The 16,402-nt window shown below is 65.4% G+C and carries 19 protein-coding genes; 10 read left to right on the top strand and 9 right to left on the bottom strand.

From position 1 onward, the window contains the following. Nucleotides 1-4: 4 nt before the first annotated feature. The 4 genes from MYCSP_RS08610 to MYCSP_RS08595 all read left to right on the top strand — a co-directional run bounded on the left by MYCSP_RS08610 (nucleotide 5) and on the right by MYCSP_RS08595 (nucleotide 3,428). Nucleotides 5-928 (top strand): TIGR01777 family oxidoreductase, encoded by a 924-nt coding sequence (locus MYCSP_RS08610; RefSeq protein WP_088413604.1) that lies wholly within the window; start codon nucleotides 5-7, stop codon nucleotides 926-928. 4 nt (nucleotides 929-932) lie between these two features. Beyond that, nucleotides 933-1,625 (top strand): lipoyl(octanoyl) transferase LipB, encoded by a 693-nt coding sequence (gene lipB / locus MYCSP_RS08605; protein WP_070910995.1) that lies wholly within the window; start codon nucleotides 933-935, stop codon nucleotides 1,623-1,625. Continuing rightward, nucleotides 1,622-2,611, top strand: a complete 990-nt coding sequence (lipA, locus tag MYCSP_RS08600; protein ID WP_070910996.1) for a lipoyl synthase — start codon at nucleotides 1,622-1,624, stop codon at nucleotides 2,609-2,611. The genes lipB and lipA overlap by 4 nt, the downstream gene beginning before the upstream one ends. A gap of 67 nt (nucleotides 2,612-2,678) precedes the next feature. Then, the gene (locus MYCSP_RS08595) at nucleotides 2,679-3,428 is read left to right on the top strand and encodes a DUF4191 domain-containing protein (RefSeq protein WP_070910997.1); all 750 of its coding nucleotides are present in this window, start codon (nucleotides 2,679-2,681) and stop codon (nucleotides 3,426-3,428) included. Here the strand turns inward: MYCSP_RS08595 and MYCSP_RS08590 are convergent. Beyond that, nucleotides 3,425-4,630, bottom strand: coding sequence for a cytochrome P450 (locus MYCSP_RS08590; protein WP_088413603.1), 1,206 nt, complete (start codon nucleotides 4,628-4,630; stop codon nucleotides 3,425-3,427). The two genes, MYCSP_RS08595 and MYCSP_RS08590, sit on opposite strands and share 4 nt — an antisense overlap. A gap of 131 nt (nucleotides 4,631-4,761) precedes the next feature. Continuing rightward, entirely contained in the window at nucleotides 4,762-5,013 is a 252-nt protein-coding gene (locus MYCSP_RS23475; RefSeq protein ID WP_235629534.1) for a hypothetical protein, read from the bottom strand. Between MYCSP_RS23475 and MYCSP_RS08585 the strand changes: the two genes are divergently transcribed. Next, entirely contained in the window at nucleotides 4,898-5,443 is a 546-nt protein-coding gene (locus MYCSP_RS08585) for a TetR/AcrR family transcriptional regulator (RefSeq protein ID WP_235629533.1), read from the top strand. The two genes, MYCSP_RS23475 and MYCSP_RS08585, sit on opposite strands and share 116 nt — an antisense overlap. On the opposite strand, the gene MYCSP_RS08580 is transcribed toward MYCSP_RS08585, so the two are convergent. The 4 genes from MYCSP_RS08580 to MYCSP_RS08565 form a co-directional block, all read right to left on the bottom strand. Then, nucleotides 5,326-6,618: a SidA/IucD/PvdA family monooxygenase gene (locus MYCSP_RS08580; RefSeq protein WP_088413601.1), complete on the bottom strand. Its 1,293-nt coding sequence runs from the start codon at nucleotides 6,616-6,618 to the stop codon at nucleotides 5,326-5,328. The two genes, MYCSP_RS08585 and MYCSP_RS08580, sit on opposite strands and share 118 nt — an antisense overlap. Further along, nucleotides 6,605-7,441, bottom strand: a complete 837-nt coding sequence (locus MYCSP_RS08575) for a GNAT family N-acetyltransferase (RefSeq protein ID WP_070911000.1) — start codon at nucleotides 7,439-7,441, stop codon at nucleotides 6,605-6,607. Before MYCSP_RS08575 ends, MYCSP_RS08580 begins: the two co-directional genes overlap by 14 nt. 91 nt (nucleotides 7,442-7,532) lie before the next feature. Further along, complete coding sequence (locus tag MYCSP_RS08570; protein WP_088413600.1) at nucleotides 7,533-8,927, bottom strand: MFS transporter; 1,395 nt, start codon at nucleotides 8,925-8,927, stop codon at nucleotides 7,533-7,535. A 31-nt stretch (nucleotides 8,928-8,958) separates the two neighbouring features. Further along, on the bottom strand, nucleotides 8,959-9,423 hold the full coding sequence (locus MYCSP_RS08565; protein WP_070911002.1) for an RDD family protein: 465 nt from the start codon (nucleotides 9,421-9,423) through the stop codon (nucleotides 8,959-8,961). A 139-nt stretch (nucleotides 9,424-9,562) separates the two neighbouring features. On the opposite strand from MYCSP_RS08565, the gene glnA reads away from it, so the two are divergent. The 4 genes from glnA to MYCSP_RS08545 all read left to right on the top strand — a co-directional run bounded on the left by glnA (nucleotide 9,563) and on the right by MYCSP_RS08545 (nucleotide 12,905). After that, entirely contained in the window at nucleotides 9,563-10,999 is a 1,437-nt protein-coding gene (gene glnA / locus MYCSP_RS08560; protein ID WP_030095429.1) for a type I glutamate--ammonia ligase, read from the top strand. A gap of 133 nt (nucleotides 11,000-11,132) precedes the next feature. After that, nucleotides 11,133-12,011: a glyoxalase III HchA gene (hchA, locus tag MYCSP_RS08555; protein WP_088413599.1), complete on the top strand. Its 879-nt coding sequence runs from the start codon at nucleotides 11,133-11,135 to the stop codon at nucleotides 12,009-12,011. Nucleotides 12,012-12,049: 38 nt separating this feature from the next. Further along, nucleotides 12,050-12,460 carry a DoxX family protein gene (locus MYCSP_RS08550; RefSeq protein ID WP_088413598.1) on the top strand — a complete coding sequence of 137 codons (411 nt, stop codon included), beginning with the start codon at nucleotides 12,050-12,052 and terminating at the stop codon, nucleotides 12,458-12,460. A 34-nt stretch (nucleotides 12,461-12,494) separates the two neighbouring features. Next, complete coding sequence (locus MYCSP_RS08545; protein WP_088413597.1) at nucleotides 12,495-12,905, top strand: DoxX family protein; 411 nt, start codon at nucleotides 12,495-12,497, stop codon at nucleotides 12,903-12,905. Here the strand turns inward: MYCSP_RS08545 and MYCSP_RS08540 are convergent. Next, nucleotides 12,892-13,830, bottom strand: a complete 939-nt coding sequence (locus MYCSP_RS08540; protein ID WP_162266332.1) for an endonuclease/exonuclease/phosphatase family protein — start codon at nucleotides 13,828-13,830, stop codon at nucleotides 12,892-12,894. The genes MYCSP_RS08545 and MYCSP_RS08540 overlap by 14 nt on opposite strands. Before the next feature lie 41 nt (nucleotides 13,831-13,871). Between MYCSP_RS08540 and MYCSP_RS08535 the strand changes: the two genes are divergently transcribed. After that, nucleotides 13,872-14,375 carry a nuclear transport factor 2 family protein gene (locus MYCSP_RS08535; protein ID WP_070911449.1) on the top strand — a complete coding sequence of 168 codons (504 nt, stop codon included), beginning with the start codon at nucleotides 13,872-13,874 and terminating at the stop codon, nucleotides 14,373-14,375. Nucleotides 14,376-14,385: 10 nt separating this feature from the next. Here the strand turns inward: MYCSP_RS08535 and MYCSP_RS08530 are convergent, their stop codons facing one another. Continuing rightward, nucleotides 14,386-15,675: a sensor histidine kinase gene (locus tag MYCSP_RS08530; protein ID WP_088413595.1), complete on the bottom strand. Its 1,290-nt coding sequence runs from the start codon at nucleotides 15,673-15,675 to the stop codon at nucleotides 14,386-14,388. Further along, entirely contained in the window at nucleotides 15,672-16,382 is a 711-nt protein-coding gene (locus tag MYCSP_RS08525) for a response regulator transcription factor (protein WP_070911007.1), read from the bottom strand. Before MYCSP_RS08525 ends, MYCSP_RS08530 begins: the two co-directional genes overlap by 4 nt. Nucleotides 16,383-16,402: the final 20 nt, after the last annotated feature.

Here is a 16,402-nt window from a genome sequence, read left to right as displayed (position 1 = left end):
GCCTATGGGCTCTGAATCCCAGCACAAGCGCATTGTCATCGCCGGATCGTCGGGGGTGATCGGTTCTGCCCTCGTCGCGTCGTTGCGTGCCGCGGACCACACGGTGGTCCGGTTGGTTCGGCGCGATCCGATGGGACCCGACGAGCAGCGCTGGGATCCGGCGAGCGGGCACATCGAACACGGGGCCCTGAACGGCGCCGACGCCGTCGTCAACATGTGTGGGGTCGGCGTCGGCGACAAACGGTGGTCGGGCGCCTACAAGCAAGAGATCTACGACAGCCGCGTCATCCCGACCGAGGTGCTGGCCGGTGCCGTCGCCGATGCCGGGGTGCCGGTGCTGATCAACGCTTCGGCAGTTGGCTATTACGGTGACGGCGGAGACCGCATCATCGACGAAACCACCTCCAGTGGAACGGGTTTCCTGGCGCGGGTATGCGTCGACTGGGAAGCCGCCACCGAAGATGCCGTGCAGGCCGGGACCAGAGTGGTGAAGGTTCGTACCGGCCTGGTGATCTCCCCCGCCGGCGGATTGTTCGGCCGGTCGCGGCCGCTGTTCGCACTCGGTCTGGGCGCTCGACTGGGCAACGGACGCTGGTACATGCCCTGGATCAGCCTGGAGGATCAGATCCGCGCCCTCGAATTCGCATTGAACGAAACGACGCTGTCGGGTGCGGTCAACCTGACAGGCCCGGCGCCGGTGACGAATGCCGAGTTCACCGCGGCCCTCGGGCGCACGTTGCACCGTCCGACGCTGCTGGTCGCACCCCAGTTCGCCCTGCGCGCCCTCCTCGGCGAGTTCGCCGACGCCGAACTGACGCGGAGCATGCGGGTCATCCCGGCCGTCCTGGAACAGCATGGATTCGAGTTCGAACATCACACCATCGGCGAGGCGCTCGCCTACGCCAACAACGCCCAACCTATTAAGTGAAATAATGGAACCCGTGCACCGCTCTCATGGATCCATCCGGTCCAGCGCAGATCCCGTCGTCGTGCGGGATCTGGGCACCATCGACTACGAGGCGGCATGGGAGCTGCAGCGCGACATCCTCGAGGCACGCGTCGCCGGAGGGCCCGACACCCTGCTCACCCTGCAGCACCCCGAGGTCTACACCGCGGGCCGACGCACCGAGCCGCAGGAACGGCCCATCAACGGCGCGCCCGTCATCGACACCGACCGGGGCGGCAAGATCACCTGGCACGGGCCCGGCCAGCTGGTGGGCTACCCGATCATCCAATTGGCCGAGCCCATCGACGTGGTGAATTACGTGCGCCGCGTTGAGGAGTCGATCATCTCGGTGTGCGCACAGCTGGGCATATCGACCAAGCGCGTCGACGGCCGCTCCGGTGTATGGCTGGCCGCCGGCGGCGGAAAGCCGGAACGCAAGATTGCCGCCATCGGGGTCCGGGTGCAGCGCGGCGTGACCATGCACGGCTTCTCTCTCAACTGCGACAACAGCCTGGATGCCTATCTGCCGATCGTGGCCTGCGGCATCAGCGATGCCGGTGTCACCACCCTGTCGGCCGAGCTGGGCCGCGATGTCACCGTCGCCGAGGTGCGCGACCAGGTGGTTTCCTCGGTGCTCGACGCACTCGAGGGTCGCCTCGCGGTCGGGACGACGGTATGACCGAACCCCGCAAGCTGCTGCGGCTCGAAGTCCGCAACGCCCAAACCCCCATCGAACGCAAGCCGGACTGGATCCGCACCCGAGCGAAGATGGGACCCGAATACAAGGAACTCAAGTCGCTGGTGCGCTCGGGTGGCCTGCACACCGTGTGCGAGGAAGCCGGATGCCCCAACATCTTCGAATGCTGGGAAGACCGCGAGGCCACCTTCCTCATAGGTGGCGAGCAGTGCACACGTCGCTGCGATTTCTGCCAGATCGACACCGGTAAGCCCGCCGACCTGGACCGCGACGAGCCGCGTCGCGTCGCCGAGAGCGTGCACACCATGGGCCTGCGGTACTCGACGGTCACCGGAGTGGCCCGCGACGATCTGCCCGACGGCGGCGCTTGGCTGTACGCCGAAACCGTGCGATACATCAAGGAGCTCAACCCGGCCACCGGCGTGGAGCTGCTCATCCCGGACTTCAATGCCATCCCGGAACAGTTGAGCGAAGTGTTCGCATCCCGTCCCGAGGTGCTGGCCCACAACCTGGAGACGGTGCCCCGGGTGTTCCGCCGAATCCGGCCCGCATTCAGCTACGAGCGAAGCCTGTCGGTGATCACCGCGGCGCGTGAGGCGCAGCTGGTGACCAAGAGCAACCTGATTCTCGGTATGGGCGAGACCAACCAAGAAATACAGGATTCGCTCGTTGATTTGCACGAGGCGGGCTGCGACATCATCACCATCACCCAGTATCTGCGTCCCTCGCCGCGCCACCATCCGGTGGACCGCTGGGTCAAACCGCAGGAGTTCGTGGAACTTTCGGAGTTCGCGGAGGGCCTGGGCTTCGCCGGTGTGATGGCCGGTCCGTTGGTGCGTTCCTCGTACCGGGCCGGACGGCTGTACGCGCAGGCGATGGCGCACCACGGCCGGCCCCTGCCCGATGCCCTGGAGCACCTGGCGGCAGCAGGTTCGGCCCGTCAAGAGGCGATCAACCTCATCGGATGAGCCGCTCGCGCCAAGGTCGTCGGGCAGCGCGGTAAGGACACGCCGCAGACGGCGATATTCTCTAGCCATGGCTAAATCACTGAGTCCCGCCGAGGCCAAGGCCGCCAAGGCCGAGGTAAAGGCGCGCCGCAAGGCCGAGTCGAAGGCGCGCCGCGCCCAGATGTGGCAGGCCTTCCAGATTCAGCGCAAGGAAGACAAGCGGCTGCTGCCCTACATGATCGGCGCCTTTGTGCTGATCGTCGCCGTGTTCGCGGTTGCCGGGTACTTCTCGGGTGGTATCAGCACGTTCCTGTTCCCGATCCTGGGCGTGGTGCTCGGCGTGCTGGTGGCGTTCATCATCTTCGGCCGGCGCGTACAGAAGTCGGTGTTCACCAAGGCCGAGGGACAGAAGGGTGCCGCGGGCTGGGCGCTGGACAACATGCGTGGGAAGTGGCGGGTCACCACCGCTGTCGCCGGAACCACCCAGCTTGACGTCGTGCACCGCGTCATCGGCCGCCCCGGTGTCATCTTCGTCGCCGAGGGCGCCCCCGGCCGGCTCGGCCCGCTGCTGGCCCAGGAGAAGAAGCGCACCGCTCGCCTCGTCGGCGATACGCCGATCTACGACGTCATCGTCGGCAACGAGGACGGCCAGGTGCCGCTGTCCAAGCTGGAGCGCCACCTCACCAAGCTCCCCGCCAACATCACCGCCAAGCAGATGGACTCGCTGGAGTCGCGACTGGCGGCGCTGGGTTCACGCGCTGCCGCCATGCCCAAGGGTCCGATACCCGGCCAGGGGAAGGTGCGCGGCGGGATGCAGCGCACCATCAGGCGGCGTTAGTTCCCGAGCGCCAGCTCCAGCTTCTGGTGCCGACGCACCATGATGCTTGGGACCCATTGAGCGCCATCGGGTTTGACGACAAATTCGCGTGTGCGATCCAGCAATAGGTTGATCGCGGTGCGCGCCTCCAGGCGTGCCAGCGCCGCTCCCACGCAGAAATGCAGCCCCTTGCCGAAGGTGATGTGGCTGCGCGGGCTCGACCGGTCCAGGCGCAGGGTGTCTGGGTCGTCGAAGGCTGCCGGGTCTCGGTTGGCCGCGCCCCACAGCAGCGTGAGGTGGCTACCGGCGGGCAATTCGACGTCACCGAGCGAGGTATCGGCGAGCACGTGACGATGGTGGCCGCGGAACGGTGACTCCAGCCGTAGCGCCTCCTCCAGGAACGCCGGCAACAGGGCCCGGTCGTATCGGATGCGCTGCTGCAGGTCGAGATTCTCGCCGAGGATGCGCACCGCATTGCCCATCAGCCCGGCCGTCGACTCACCACCCGCACCCACCAGTTGGACCAAGATCATCACCCCGATGTCCAGCGAGATATCGCCCCGCTTGCAGGCCCGGGCCAGGTATCCGAGCAGGTCCTCGCCCGGCGCCGCGAGCTCCTTCTCCAGGTGCTCACGCAGGTACAGCACCAGGTACATGGTGTCCGTGACGACCTGAGTTTGCCGTTCCGGTGTATTCAGCCCGCCGAGCATCTCCGTACTGGAATAACCCCACTGCACCAGCTGCGGCACATCTTCGTCGGGCAGGCCGATCAGCCGGGCCACCATGGTCATGGGCAGCGCGTCACCCATCGCGGCCATCCAGTCGATGCTGTCACCGTTCACACCGCGCTCCCACAACTGCGTACCGGTCTCGGCCATCACCGGCTCCAGCGCCGTGATCCGCTTGGCGACCAGGGTCGGCAGCACCAGTTTGCGATGCGCGTGATGGACCGGTTCGTCGCCGGTGGCAAGCACATGTGTGGGGTCTGCGGGCGGCCCCATTGCCGCCACCGTCACACCGTCGCCCGATCGCATGAGTGCGGCGGTGAGGTTGGACGAGAAGTCCTCGGTACGCTCGGTCGCCTCCACCACCAGATCCCAGCGCGAGACAAAGTAGAAGCCGGAATCTGCCACCGGCCACACCGGTGCCGTCTCACGCAGCCGCCGATAAAACGGATACGGATCCTCCAGGACCTGCGGGTCGAACAATTCCACGGTGCTCATCACCCACGAGGCTGGCAGACCACAAAACCGCACGTCAAGGCATTCCCGAAAGTGAGAACGCCCTATTCAGAGCCGCAATCCATGCCGTCTCACCTCGCCCGTTCCACCTGCGTCGATGATGAGAATCATGGCTAATTTTGTCTCACTATGAGATAGATTTGGAGTCTGATGTCAGGGTATTCGGACTGGTTGCACCGGGGTGATCGCCACACCATGGCCACCGACCGCATCGTGTCGGTGGCGGCCCGGCAGATCGCCCGCCATGGCTTGGACCGGCTAAACCTGGATGCGGTGGCCCGGGAGGCGGGATGCTCCCGGGCCACGGTGTACCGGCATATCGGCGGCAAAGCCGCGATCGTCGACGCGGTACTGGCCCGAAACATCGCGAGCGTCACCGCGGACATCCAGCGTGCGGTCGAGTCCGCGGATGCGACGCGGCGCGCGGTCACCGCCATCACCGCGTCACTGACCGCGGTGCGCAACGACGCGGTTGTCAGCGCGATGTTGGCGACGATGTCCCCGGCGTCTCTCGGGTCCTACCTGACACCATCCTCGGAGATCACGCGCTCGGCATCGGCCTTCACCGGGCTCACCGACCAGACCGCCGCGCAATGGATTGCACGTGTGGTGATGGCGTTCCTCTTCTGGCCCGCAACTGATCCCGCGCTGGAGTCGGAGATGATCGAGCGCTTCGTCTACCCGGTCTTGAAGGACGCTACCGCCTCGCGCGTCTCCGCCTCGGCGACAAGCGAATCCACGATCTCGCCGGCCCGCACCGCGACATTGGACAGCAACGAGGACGACAGTCCGTGAGTGTGCTCCACCGAGCCGTTGAGGTAGATGTCCCCCGGGGCATCAGCGCGCGGCCGTAGCCGGTAGTCGCGTTCGACCACGGGCCGGCCGTCGGCGTCGAATTCGTAGCACGATGCGAGCGCGCCCAGGAACGCCCGCACATCCAACGGTCGATATCCGGTGGCGTACACCACCGCATCGCAATCCAGCATCTCGGTCGACGATGTCGGCAGATGAGTCACGGCGAGGCGCACCCGTCCACGGGTCTCATCGACCGCGGCGATCTTGGAGGCGTTGTGCATCCACAGGCGCCGCTGCCCGCTGACCCGTTCCCGGTACTCGCGGTCATACAGATCGGCGATCAGCGGGGAATCGACTGCCGCATAGTTCGTGTCGCGGTGATAGTCGACCAACTGCCGGCGGACCTCGGCGGGGGCGCCGTAGAAGTCGTCGACTGCCGCCGGGTCGAAAATCCGGTTCGCATAGGGACTGTCGTCGGCCGGGCTGTATCCGTACCGCGCGAAAATGGCGTGCACCTGGGCACTTGGGTACCGACTGTGCAGATAGGCAACCGCCTCGGCGGCACTCTGCCCGGCACCGACAACCGCGACCCGGGCCGGAGGACCGTCCAACGCCTCGAGACGGTGCAACAGCTGGCTGCTATGCCATTGCCGGGCAGTGGGATTGATCCCGGAGGGCATCGCAGGGAAGGTTCCACAGCCCAGAACAAGAGCACGTGCATGCATCGAACGGTCCGGCGATGACCCCGAGGTGTCCTGCAACCGCACCTCGAACCCGTCGTGGGCCGCCTCGATGCCCACCAGCCGCGACGAATAGCTGACATCGGCGTCAAGCGCCTGTTGCGCCCAATCCAGGTAATCGTGGAACTCTTCCCGGGTCGGAAAGAAACTCTGCTGATTGATGAAGTCCGGCAGCCGCCCACGTTCGGTCAGGTAGTTGACAAAGGTGTAGTGACTCTTCGTATTGCGCAGGGTCACCAGGTCTTTGAGAAACGAGACCTGCATCCGAGCCCCCGGAATGAGCATGCCGCGATGCCATCCGAACTGCGATTGAGCGTCGACGAACTGTGCCGAGAGCCTATGGGGATGCTCGGACAGCGCTATCCCGAGCGCAAGGTTCGACGGCCCGAATCCGACCCCGAGCACATCGTGGGGCGCATGGCTATCCGAGAGCAAGGGACCGCTCCAAACGCTCCAAATAGCGTTGCCGCGCAGTGTCCTTGGTGACCAATACCAAGAAGTCCGCCATGTCGAACTCCGGGTCAAAGGACGGCGGACCACAGATACGCCCACCGATCCGCAGGCATCCGTGCAGCAGCGGCGGAATCTTGGCCTTCTCCTGCGGTGGAATGTCCTCCAGCGGCACGCCGTCGACCACGACGGGCTGGCGCGGTATGACCCGATACTCCTCGGGGGCGGCAAACCGTTGCGCGAAATCGTGCACCGAGCGCACCAACGATCCACGCGGCCCGCCGTCCTCCATCCGGACGGATAGACAGCCAATCGCGTACTGGTGCTCGGTCATCTGCTGGTACCGGAAGATCCCGGCCCACAAGATCCCCATCACCGCACCGTTGCGATGCTCGGGCGCGACGGTAACCCGGCCGATCTCAACCAATTTGGGCCGCAGCGGGTCCAGGGCCGACGCGTCGAACATCGAGTCCGTGAAGGTCTCCCCCGCCGCTTGGTAGCCCTCGGGCGGCAGCAACCGGCAACAGCCGATGATGGCGCCGGTGTCCTCGTCGCGCGCCAGCAGATGGTCGCAATAGGGATCCAGCTTGTCCAGGTCAATCATCTCGCCCGTGAGCGGCCCGCGAACGGCATGCGGCAGCGGCGCCCCCATTTCGTCGGCGAATGCCTGATACCGAAGTCGTTGTGCGGCTTCTATTTCAGCCGGATCCGACGACAACACAATGCTGTACCGCGGCCGCGGGTTCGCGTCCGTCCCCCGATCGGAACCGACACCGGGCGCCGCGATGAGAACCGCCGCGCTCTCCATGATCGAAAGCTACTCCCTCTGTCTACGGCGCACGACCGCAATGCACAAATCCCCGTGGGTATCCGCACTGGCAGGCGCTCTGCACCGATGGCTAGATAGCTAGCGACTCTCCGGTGGCCGGATCGTGCGAGCGACTCATCGTAGCCACCCCGAGCAGAATCAGCGAAATGAACGCGGCACACGCCGCCGCGACCGCCCCCAGCAACAGCACACTGTTGATGGCTGCGGCGCCTGCGGCCCGGGCCTCGGGCTGGCGCGCGGCGGCATGCCCGAATGCCACACCCATGCCCGCGACGCCCAAAAGAATGCCGATCTGGCGGCCCGTGCTCACCGATCCGGTCGCCATCCCGGCATCGCTCAGCGGCACGAACTGCAGAGCCGCATCGGATGTCACCGCGGACAGGGCGCCCAATCCCAAACCGGCCAGCGCCGAACCAACGATGAAATGAGTCCAGGCCGTATCGGCATGTGCCCCCGACGCGGCCCACAGTCCGAGCGCCACCAGCGCTACTCCTGCGGGAATGGTGACCATGGTGGGGAGCCGCTTGCCCACCAGAATTCCGAGCGGCGCACCCACAATGGTGGCCAGTGTCAGCGGCCCGGCCCGCAGCCCGGTCTCAAAAGCGTTGTAACCCAACGTGTCCATGAAGTACAACGCCAGGTAATTGGTGGCCGCGATGAGCGTGCCGGAGGCCGCGGCCGCGGCAACCCACACTCCGGCAAAGCCCGGCGAGGCGACCAGCCGCAGGCTCAGCATCGGCGCCGGGGCACGGTTCTCCCACCAGAAGAACAACACCAGGGCGATGACCGCGGCGACCGCCAGGGCGCCGGACGCGCGAGCTCCGATCCCCCCGTCATGCAGCGAGATGACCGCGAAAACACCGGTCAGCAGACCGAAGGTGAGCAGCATCGTGCCCGCCCAGTCCACCGGCCGTACCTCGTCGGCACGGGTCTCCGGCAGGTGCCGGGCCGCGATCACCAGCGCGGCCACACCCACCGGGAGGTTGACCAGGAAGATCGCCTGCCACCCGAAATGTGTGACGAGTAATCCGCCCAGCAGCGGGCCGGCGGCGCTACCCGCGCCCATCACCGCGCCATAGATCGCGATGGGGCCACCGCGGCGCTCCTGCGGGTACGCGGCCGCGATGATCGGCAGCGATACCGCCAGCAGGATCGCGCCACCGACGCCCTGCACCGCCCGCACCCCGATCAGCGTGGCCGCATTGCCCGACAGCGCACAGCACAGAGAGGCTGCCGTGAAGATCGCCATGCCCAGCAGGTAGAGCTTTCGGCGACCCAGGCGATCGCCGAGAGTGGCGGCTGTGAGCAGCAGCCCTGCCATCGGCAGCGCATAGGCGTCGATGACCCATTGCAGATCGGCGAGGTCGGCCCCCAAAGACAGCTGCAGGTCGGCGAGTGCACTCGACACGATCGTCATGTCGAGCAGCAGCATGAACACCGCCATACAGACGGCAAGCAGGATCATCTAGCGCTGCCCGCGCTCTTCGCGCAAGCGCTCATCGCACACGAATCACGACGGTGCGGGTCGCCCGGTCATGCAGACCACGGCCGTCGATATCGGTGACGAGCGGCGGCACGATGAGGGCGATCAGCAGGTTCCTGACGAACGTGCGGCCGATACCGATCGTGTTGGTTCCGTCGGCCGGCGCCACCTGCAGACCCGCCAGGTACTGGCCCGGAGTGAACCTCCACAGCCGCACCGCGACCGTGCCGATGGCGATCCAGGTAAGCAGCTGGGCCGAGGAAAGCGTGGGCGACAACAGGTTTCCCTTGACGAACAGCAGTGCCAGTCCGCCGGCGATCAGCCAGTCGAGCAGCAGCGCCAGTAGCCGCCGCGACATCGGTGCCGCCGATCCAGGCCCGGCCTCGGGCAGGCCGAGCTGCTCTCCCGGGTACCGAGAGTTGCCCGCCCCTTGCACCGAACCAAGCCCCGACAACCATGAACCCAGGTCTCGCGCCATACTCACAGCGTAAATGCCAACCGAACTGTGGTTACGCGTAACATCCGCGCAACATATGGTTGACCGGCGGGCAACACCGGCTCCATAGGTTCGCATCGCGCGGTCTTGGATCAGCGGAACAAGAGGAATAAGGAGAAGCATGGCGTTCAGTAGCCCCGACGAGGTATTCAAGTTCATTGCCGACGAGAAGGTCGAGTACGTGGACGTCAGGTTCTGTGACCTGCCGGGCGTCGTGCAGCACTTCTCTATCCCTGCATCTGCTTTCGATGCCAGCGTCTTCGAAGACGGACTCGGCTTCGACGGATCCTCCGTGCGCGGATTCCAGTCGATCCACGAGTCCGACATGCTGCTGCTGCCCGATATCTCGACGGCCAAGATCGACCCTTTCCGCGCCGCCAAGACGCTGAACGTCAACTTCTTCGTCCACGACCCGTTCACTCGCGAGGCCTACTCGCGTGACCCGCGCAACGTGGCCCGCAAGGCGGAGCAGTACCTGACCAGCACCGGCATCGCCGACACCTGTTACTTCGGCGCCGAGGCAGAGTTCTACATCTTCGACTCGGTCAGCTTCGACTCGAAGATCAACGGCACCTTCTACGAGATCGACTCCGAGGCCGGCTGGTGGAACACCGGCGAGCCCTACGAGGAGGACGGCAGCCCCAACCGCGGCTACAAGGTTCGCCCCAAGGGCGGTTACTTCCCCGTCGCCCCGTACGACCACTTCGTGGACCTGCGCGACGAGATGACCACCAACCTGATCAACGCCGGCTTCACCCTGGAGCGCGGTCACCACGAGGTGGGCACCGGCGGACAGGCCGAGATCAACTACAAGTTCAACACCCTGCTGGCCGCGGCCGACGACGTGCTGCTGTTCAAGTACATCATCAAGAACACCGCCTGGGCCAACGGCAAGACCGTCACCTTCATGCCCAAACCACTGTTCGGTGACAACGGATCGGGCATGCACGCCCACATGTCCCTGTGGAAGGACGGCAAGCCGCTGTTCCACGACGAGGCCGGCTACGCCGGGCTCTCGGATGTGGCCCGCCACTACATCGGCGGCATCCTGCACCACGCCCCGTCGCTGCTGGCGTTCACCAACCCGACGGTGAACTCCTACAAGCGTCTGGTGCCGGGCTACGAGGCCCCGATCAACCTGGTGTACAGCCAGCGCAACCGGTCCGCGTGTGTGCGTATCCCGATCACCGGCAACAACCCGAAGGCCAAGCGCCTCGAGTTCCGCTGCCCGGACAGCTCGGGTAACCCGTACCTGGCGTTCGCGGCCATGCTGATGGCCGGTATCGACGGCATCAAGAACAAGATCGAGCCGCTGGCCCCCGTCGACAAGGACCTGTACGAGCTGCCTCCGGAGGAGGCCGCCAACATCCCGCAGGCACCGACCAACCTGGCCACGGTGATCGACAACCTCGAGAAGGACCACGAATACCTCACCGAGGGTGGCGTTTTCACGTCCGATCTGATCGAGACCTGGATCGCGTTCAAGCGCGAGAACGAGATCGAGCCGATCAACATCCGTCCTCACCCGTACGAGGTCGCGTTGTACTTCGACGTGTAAGTCGTTTTCGCACAAGGCCCCCGGGAACATCCCGGGGGCCTTGTCGTTTTCGGGATCGTGCGACGGAATATCCCGCATCGGCGTAGGTTGAAAATAGATGTCCCGTCTAACTTTTCGAGGAGCGTGGAATCTCGTGCCGAACGCAGCCGATGAACTGAGCCGGACCCCCGTCCCAGACCCTGCCGAAGACAACGCCTACTTTCCGTCGCCGTACTCACTGAGCCAGTACGTGCCGTCCAAGACCGATTTCGACGGCGTTCGTCACGAGAACGCCTACACCGGTGGCCGCTGGAAGATCCTCATGATCGCCACCGAAGAGCGCTACATGCTCATGCAGAACGACACCATGTTCTCCACCGGAAACCACCCCGTCGAGATGCTGCTGCCCCTGCACCATCTGAAGGCCGCGGGGTTCGGCATCGACGTGGCGACGGTATCGGGCAGTCCCGCCAAGCTGGAGCTCTGGGCAATGCCCCGCCAGGACGAGGCGGTGCTGAACACCTATTCCGAGCTTTCCACGAAACTCAAGAAACCCCAGAAGCTCTCACACGTCATTGCCGACGCCCTGGGCCCGGACTCCGATTACCTCGCCGTGTTCATCCCAGGTGGGCATGGCGTGCTGCTGGGCATCCCCGATAGCGAAGAAGTACGGACGGTGCTGGACTGGGCGCTGGAGTACGACAAATACATCATCACCCTCTGCCATGGCCCGGGAGCATTGCTCGCCGCCGGCCTGGATCGCGACGAGTCACCCTTCCAGGGATACAGCCTGTGCGTGTTCCCAGACAGTCTGGACACCGGAGTGAACATCGAAATCGGTTACATCCCAGGTCAAATGCCGTGGCTCGTCGGGGAGAATCTGCGCAAGCAGGGCGTCACGATTCTCAACACCGGAATCACCGGGCAAACACACGCCGATCGCAAACTACTCACCGGCGACAGCCCGCTGGCCTCCAACAATCTCGGACTGTTGGCGGCAGACACCCTGGTGAAGGCCGTCTCCGGCGGGTAAGCAGGAATAAAGCGGACCATGGTCCTATTGTTAAGCGCATGGCTCTCGCTGATATCGAAAACAAGCTCACCGGCCTGACGCCGGTCGTCCTGTCCGCATTCCGGATCGTGGTGGGGTTCCTGTTCTTCCTGCACGGAACCTCCCACCTGTTCGGCTGGCCGCTGGCCTCATACCTGCAGTCTGTGGGCACCCTGCCTTGGTGGGCCGGAATCATCGAATTCGTTGGCGGAGCGGCGATCGTCCTCGGCCTGGGTACCCGGCTGGCGGCGTTCGTGTCATCCGGCGCGATGGCCGTCGCGTACTTCACCTACCACCAGCCCGAGGGCCTGCTGCCTATCCAGAACAACGGCGAGCCAGCCGCGCTGTACAGCTGGGCCTTCCTTCTCCTGGTGTTCACCGGCGGCGGGGCGCTGTCCCTGGATCGATTCATTACCCGCGCTAAGCGCTAAGTCGTTCCGCGAGAATTGGTTTAGCATCCTGGCCATGGCCTCCTCCAGCTCAGTCGCCAAGCTCGACGGCGCCACGCCCGTTGTCCTGTCCCTGTTTCGGATTGTGTTCGGTTTCCTGTTCACGGTCCACGGCACCGCGACCCTGTTCCGCTGGCCCGACCTCGCGTCGATGCCCCCGGTGGAGTCGTGGTCACTGGGCTGGTGGGCAGGCGCCCTTGAGTTCCTCACCGGCGTCGCAATTCTGTTCGGCGCGGGGACCCGGATAGCGGCGTTCATCGCCTCGGGCACCATGGCGTTCGCCTACTTCTCCCAGCACCAGTCCGCGGGGCTGCTGCCGATCGAGAACGGCGGCGAGTTGGCCGCCGTGTTCTGCTGGGCGTTTTTCCTGTTGGTTTTCACCGGCGGCGGATCGCTGTCTATCGACGCGGCACTCAAGAAGAGCTAGGCACTACTACCGTGGCGATGAGCGCCCGGTGATCGGTGCCATAGATCTCCTGGGTGCTCACCGAAGTGGCGGTCGCGCCGCGAGTCAGCACGTGGTCGATCCCGATCAGCCTGGTGTACCAACGCCCTTCGCGCCAGGTGGGCAACCAGCCCGAACCAGCCTGATCCACCGCATCGGCGAAGCCGCCCGTGAGGATCTGCCGGAACACGAAATGGTCGTAAGTGGCGTTGAAATCCCCGCCGACAATGACTTTCACATCGGGACGCAACGCCTGCAGCTGTCGTCCGGTGGTGTCCAGTTCGGCTAGCCAGCCCGGTGAACTCATGTCCTTGTCGGGCGGCCGGGTATGCACGGCAACGAGCATGACGGGGCCCGCGTCGGGTATCTCGGCTTCGGCCCAGATCTGCCGCATGGCAAAGCTCTGATCATCCTGATGCACAGGCGTCAACGGGTATCGGCTCCAGATCCCGGTGCCCGCAGCCTTCGGCTCGGTGATGGTGTACGAATACGGGAGCACTGAATCGATACCCGCGGCAACAAGTTTGGTTCGGGCTTCTGCGGTCAGCTCGTCAACGGTCACCACGCCCACATCGTGTTCACGAATCGCGGCCACCACCGCGCCGGCATCACCGGCACCGAAACGCAGATTGGTCTGCATCACGGTGACCACGGTCCCCTGCGGATGGCTGTCAGGTAGATACAGCGGCGCGAGGGCCAGCACCTGCAAGGCGATCACCACGGTCGCGGCGAGCACACCCCACCATTGCCGCACCGCCAGAAACAGCAGCAGCCCCACGACCATCAGCAGACATGTGACGGGCATGCCAGCAGTCAGCCCGATCAGGGGCGACCAACTGGACCGCGCCCAGCGCGATGCGATAGCCAAGACCGCGGCGACGGCCAGCAGCCAACCCAGCGCCCCCACGGCGGTCCGTCCTCGCACCTCAGGGACGGTACCTTATGTTGATGCCATCATTCAGCCGCGCCGAACTCGAAGAAGCGTTCGCGCAACACCAGGCCACGGTTCATCGCTGTATCGAGACCGGCGACTGGAACCCCTACGCCGAGATGTACACCGAGGACGCCCTCTACATCGAGCACGTGGTGGGCCGACTGCAGGGCAAAGAGGCCATTCGCCAGTACATCACGGCGGTCATGGCCGAGTTCCCCGGCAACCACATGCCGAGCCTGCCCGCCACCTGGACGGTGTTCGACCCCGAAAAGGGTTGGGTGGTTTGCGAAATCGACAATGTGATGAGCGATCCGGGCGACGGCGAGCACTGGGGCGAGCCGAACCTGACCGTGCTGCACTACGCCGGGGACGGGCTGTGGTCGCAACAGGAGGACGCCTACAACCCCGCCAACATGGTCAAGATGGTGCGGCGCTGGTGCAAGGCGGCCGAGGCGTCGGGCAATCTGCCCGACGAGGCCCGCGAATGGCTCACCAAGTACGGGTCGCGCAAGAACTAACTGCCGCGTCCTATTTTGCCGCGATCGTCAGCGTCGCGCGCAGACCGCCCAACGGGCTGGCCGACAGCACCACGTCTCCCCCATGCAGCGCGGCCTGCTGCGCGACGAGGGCCAGTCCCAACCCCAGCCCGCCCGGCTTGGCACCGGGGCCGCGTTCGAACCGGCCCAGCACCCGCTGCCGGTCGGCCTCGGGCAGTCCGGCGCCATCGTCGTCAACCTCGATGACCAACCGATCATCGACCCGATTCGCTGACAGCACAATATGTTTGGCGTTGCCATGGTTGATGGCGTTGCGCACCAAGTTGTCCACGGCCAGCCGGAGCCCGTCGGGCCAACCCAGCACCACACCGCCGTCGTCGACGTTGACGGTGATTTCCGGGGTGTCGGCCCGGTGCATCAACGCATCCCCCGCCACCCGGTCCAGCAGATCGGCGATGTCCACCAGTTCGCGGTCCTCGGGGCGGGCCAGGTCGCCGGAGGCCAGCTGCCCTAGCGCGGTAATGGTGGCCTCGACGCGCCGTTGCGCGCGCTGCAGGTCACCGATGACCTCGGTGCGTTCCTCATCCGACAGGTCGTGCGCACGCAGGGTATCCAGGTCGGCACGCATCGCGGTGAGCGGGGTGCGCAGCTCGTGGGCAGCACTGGCGGCGAAATCACGCGCCGCCAGAAGCGATTTGGTGGTCTCGGACTGCGCCGCCGAGACCCGGCCGAGCATGGCGGCCATGGCGTCGGCGAGTTCCTCTGCCTCGCGGGCACCGCGCACGGCGGCCACGTGCAGGCCATCGGTGTCCAGCTGGCGGGTCTGGTCGGTGAGCTGGTGTAGCGGCCGTACCGCGCGACCGGCGAACAGCCACGCGAATCCTCCGGCCAGCAGCATCGACAGCACACCCAACGCGACGAAGACCGGGATTCCCCGGTGGTTGACCAACACCGTGTCCGACCGCGTCCCCAGGGAAATCACGGTCTGCTCTTCCGGATTCTCGATGGTCCGCACCCGGTAGTTCACGTCGCCGACAGTCACATTCCCCGTCCCCAACGGCAGCCTCGGCAACTCGACGCCGCGGAAGATCACCAGGCCTCCGCTCTTGGAGTCCCGGACGGTCAGCACGAAGGTGGTCTCGCCATGACGGGTGGTGGCCTGGACCGCATCCGTCAGCATGTCCAGACGCCGGTCGAGCTGTCGGGTGTCGTTGCGCACCAGCGCGATACCGGCCACGATGCCGATGAGCGCGACCACCAGGCCCGCGGCCAGGAAGGCCGCGACCGCGACGCGGGTACGCAGCGAGAGCGAGCGTTTCACGCCTCTTCCCTCATCACGTATCCCACACCTCTGACGGTATGGATGACCCGTGCGGCTCCCCCGTTTTCCAGCTTGCGGCGCAGGTAGCTGACGAAGACGTCGGCCACATTGGTCTCGACGTCAAAGTCATAGCCCCACACCAGTTCCAACAGTCGGGTGCGGCTCAGCACCACTCCGGTGTTCTCGGCCAGCACCACCAGCAAATCGAACTCTCGCTTGCTCAGCTCGACGCGCTCTCCGTTACTGAAAACCAGCCGGCGGGCCACGTCGACCGTCACCTGCCCGACGGTGATGGCAGAGGTAGCCAGGCCACCGGCACCGGCGCCGCGGCGGCGCAACAGCGCGCGCAGACGCGCCACCAGCTCGCCGAGGTCGAACGGTTTCGTCAGATAGTCGTCGGCGCCGGCCTCCAGGCCGGCGATCCGATCGTTGACGGTGTCGCGTGCGCTGAGCACGCAGATCGGAATGTCATTACCCAAGGCCCGCAGTGCGGTAACCACTGCCACCCCGTCCAGCTCGGGCATCTGCACATCGAGCACCAGGGCGTCGGGCTCATCGGCCGCAAGCTGGGTAAGCGCGTCGCGGCCATCGACAGCGACCCGGACGTCGAAACCCGAGTGACGTAGCCCGCGGGCTACCGAGTTCCGAACGTCCGGGTCGTCATCGACCATCAACACCTTGTGACGGGCGGTAGTTTCCTGTGTCATCGCCACATAAGGCTAAGCCG

It is taken from the genome of Mycobacteroides saopaulense, from assembly GCF_001456355.1.
Taxonomy (GTDB): Bacteria; Actinomycetota; Actinomycetes; order Mycobacteriales; family Mycobacteriaceae; genus Mycobacterium; species Mycobacterium saopaulense.
The sequence above is the reverse complement of the archived record's forward strand: the minus strand, read 5'-3'. Positions and strand labels throughout refer to the sequence as shown.

What these genes read in the sequence shown, in the direction of transcription:
- MYCSP_RS08550 (WP_088413598.1), top strand. Translation starts at nt 12,050, where the DNA reads ATGGCTCTCGCTGATATCGAAAACAAGCTCACCGGCCTGACGCCGGTC.
- MYCSP_RS08570 (WP_088413600.1), bottom strand. Translation starts at nt 8,927, where the DNA reads ATGATCCTGCTTGCCGTCTGTATGGCGGTGTTCATGCTGCTGCTCGAC.
- MYCSP_RS08545 (WP_088413597.1), top strand. Translation starts at nt 12,495, where the DNA reads ATGGCCTCCTCCAGCTCAGTCGCCAAGCTCGACGGCGCCACGCCCGTT.
- MYCSP_RS08525 (WP_070911007.1), bottom strand. Translation starts at nt 16,382, where the DNA reads ATGACACAGGAAACTACCGCCCGTCACAAGGTGTTGATGGTCGATGAC.
- MYCSP_RS08575 (WP_070911000.1), bottom strand. Translation starts at nt 7,441, where the DNA reads ATGGAGAGCGCGGCGGTTCTCATCGCGGCGCCCGGTGTCGGTTCCGAT.
- MYCSP_RS08565 (WP_070911002.1), bottom strand. Translation starts at nt 9,423, where the DNA reads ATGGCGCGAGACCTGGGTTCATGGTTGTCGGGGCTTGGTTCGGTGCAA.
- lipA (WP_070910996.1), top strand. Translation starts at nt 1,622, where the DNA reads ATGACCGAACCCCGCAAGCTGCTGCGGCTCGAAGTCCGCAACGCCCAA.
- MYCSP_RS23475 (WP_235629534.1), bottom strand. Translation starts at nt 5,013, where the DNA reads ATGTTTCGGGCCAGTACCGCGTCGACGATCGCGGCTTTGCCGCCGATA.
- glnA (WP_030095429.1), top strand. Translation starts at nt 9,563, where the DNA reads ATGGCGTTCAGTAGCCCCGACGAGGTATTCAAGTTCATTGCCGACGAG.
- MYCSP_RS08595 (WP_070910997.1), top strand. Translation starts at nt 2,679, where the DNA reads ATGGCTAAATCACTGAGTCCCGCCGAGGCCAAGGCCGCCAAGGCCGAG.
- MYCSP_RS08610 (WP_088413604.1), top strand. Translation starts at nt 5, where the DNA reads ATGGGCTCTGAATCCCAGCACAAGCGCATTGTCATCGCCGGATCGTCG.
- MYCSP_RS08535 (WP_070911449.1), top strand. Translation starts at nt 13,872, where the DNA reads ATGCCATCATTCAGCCGCGCCGAACTCGAAGAAGCGTTCGCGCAACAC.
- MYCSP_RS08590 (WP_088413603.1), bottom strand. Translation starts at nt 4,630, where the DNA reads ATGAGCACCGTGGAATTGTTCGACCCGCAGGTCCTGGAGGATCCGTAT.
- lipB (WP_070910995.1), top strand. Translation starts at nt 933, where the DNA reads ATGGAACCCGTGCACCGCTCTCATGGATCCATCCGGTCCAGCGCAGAT.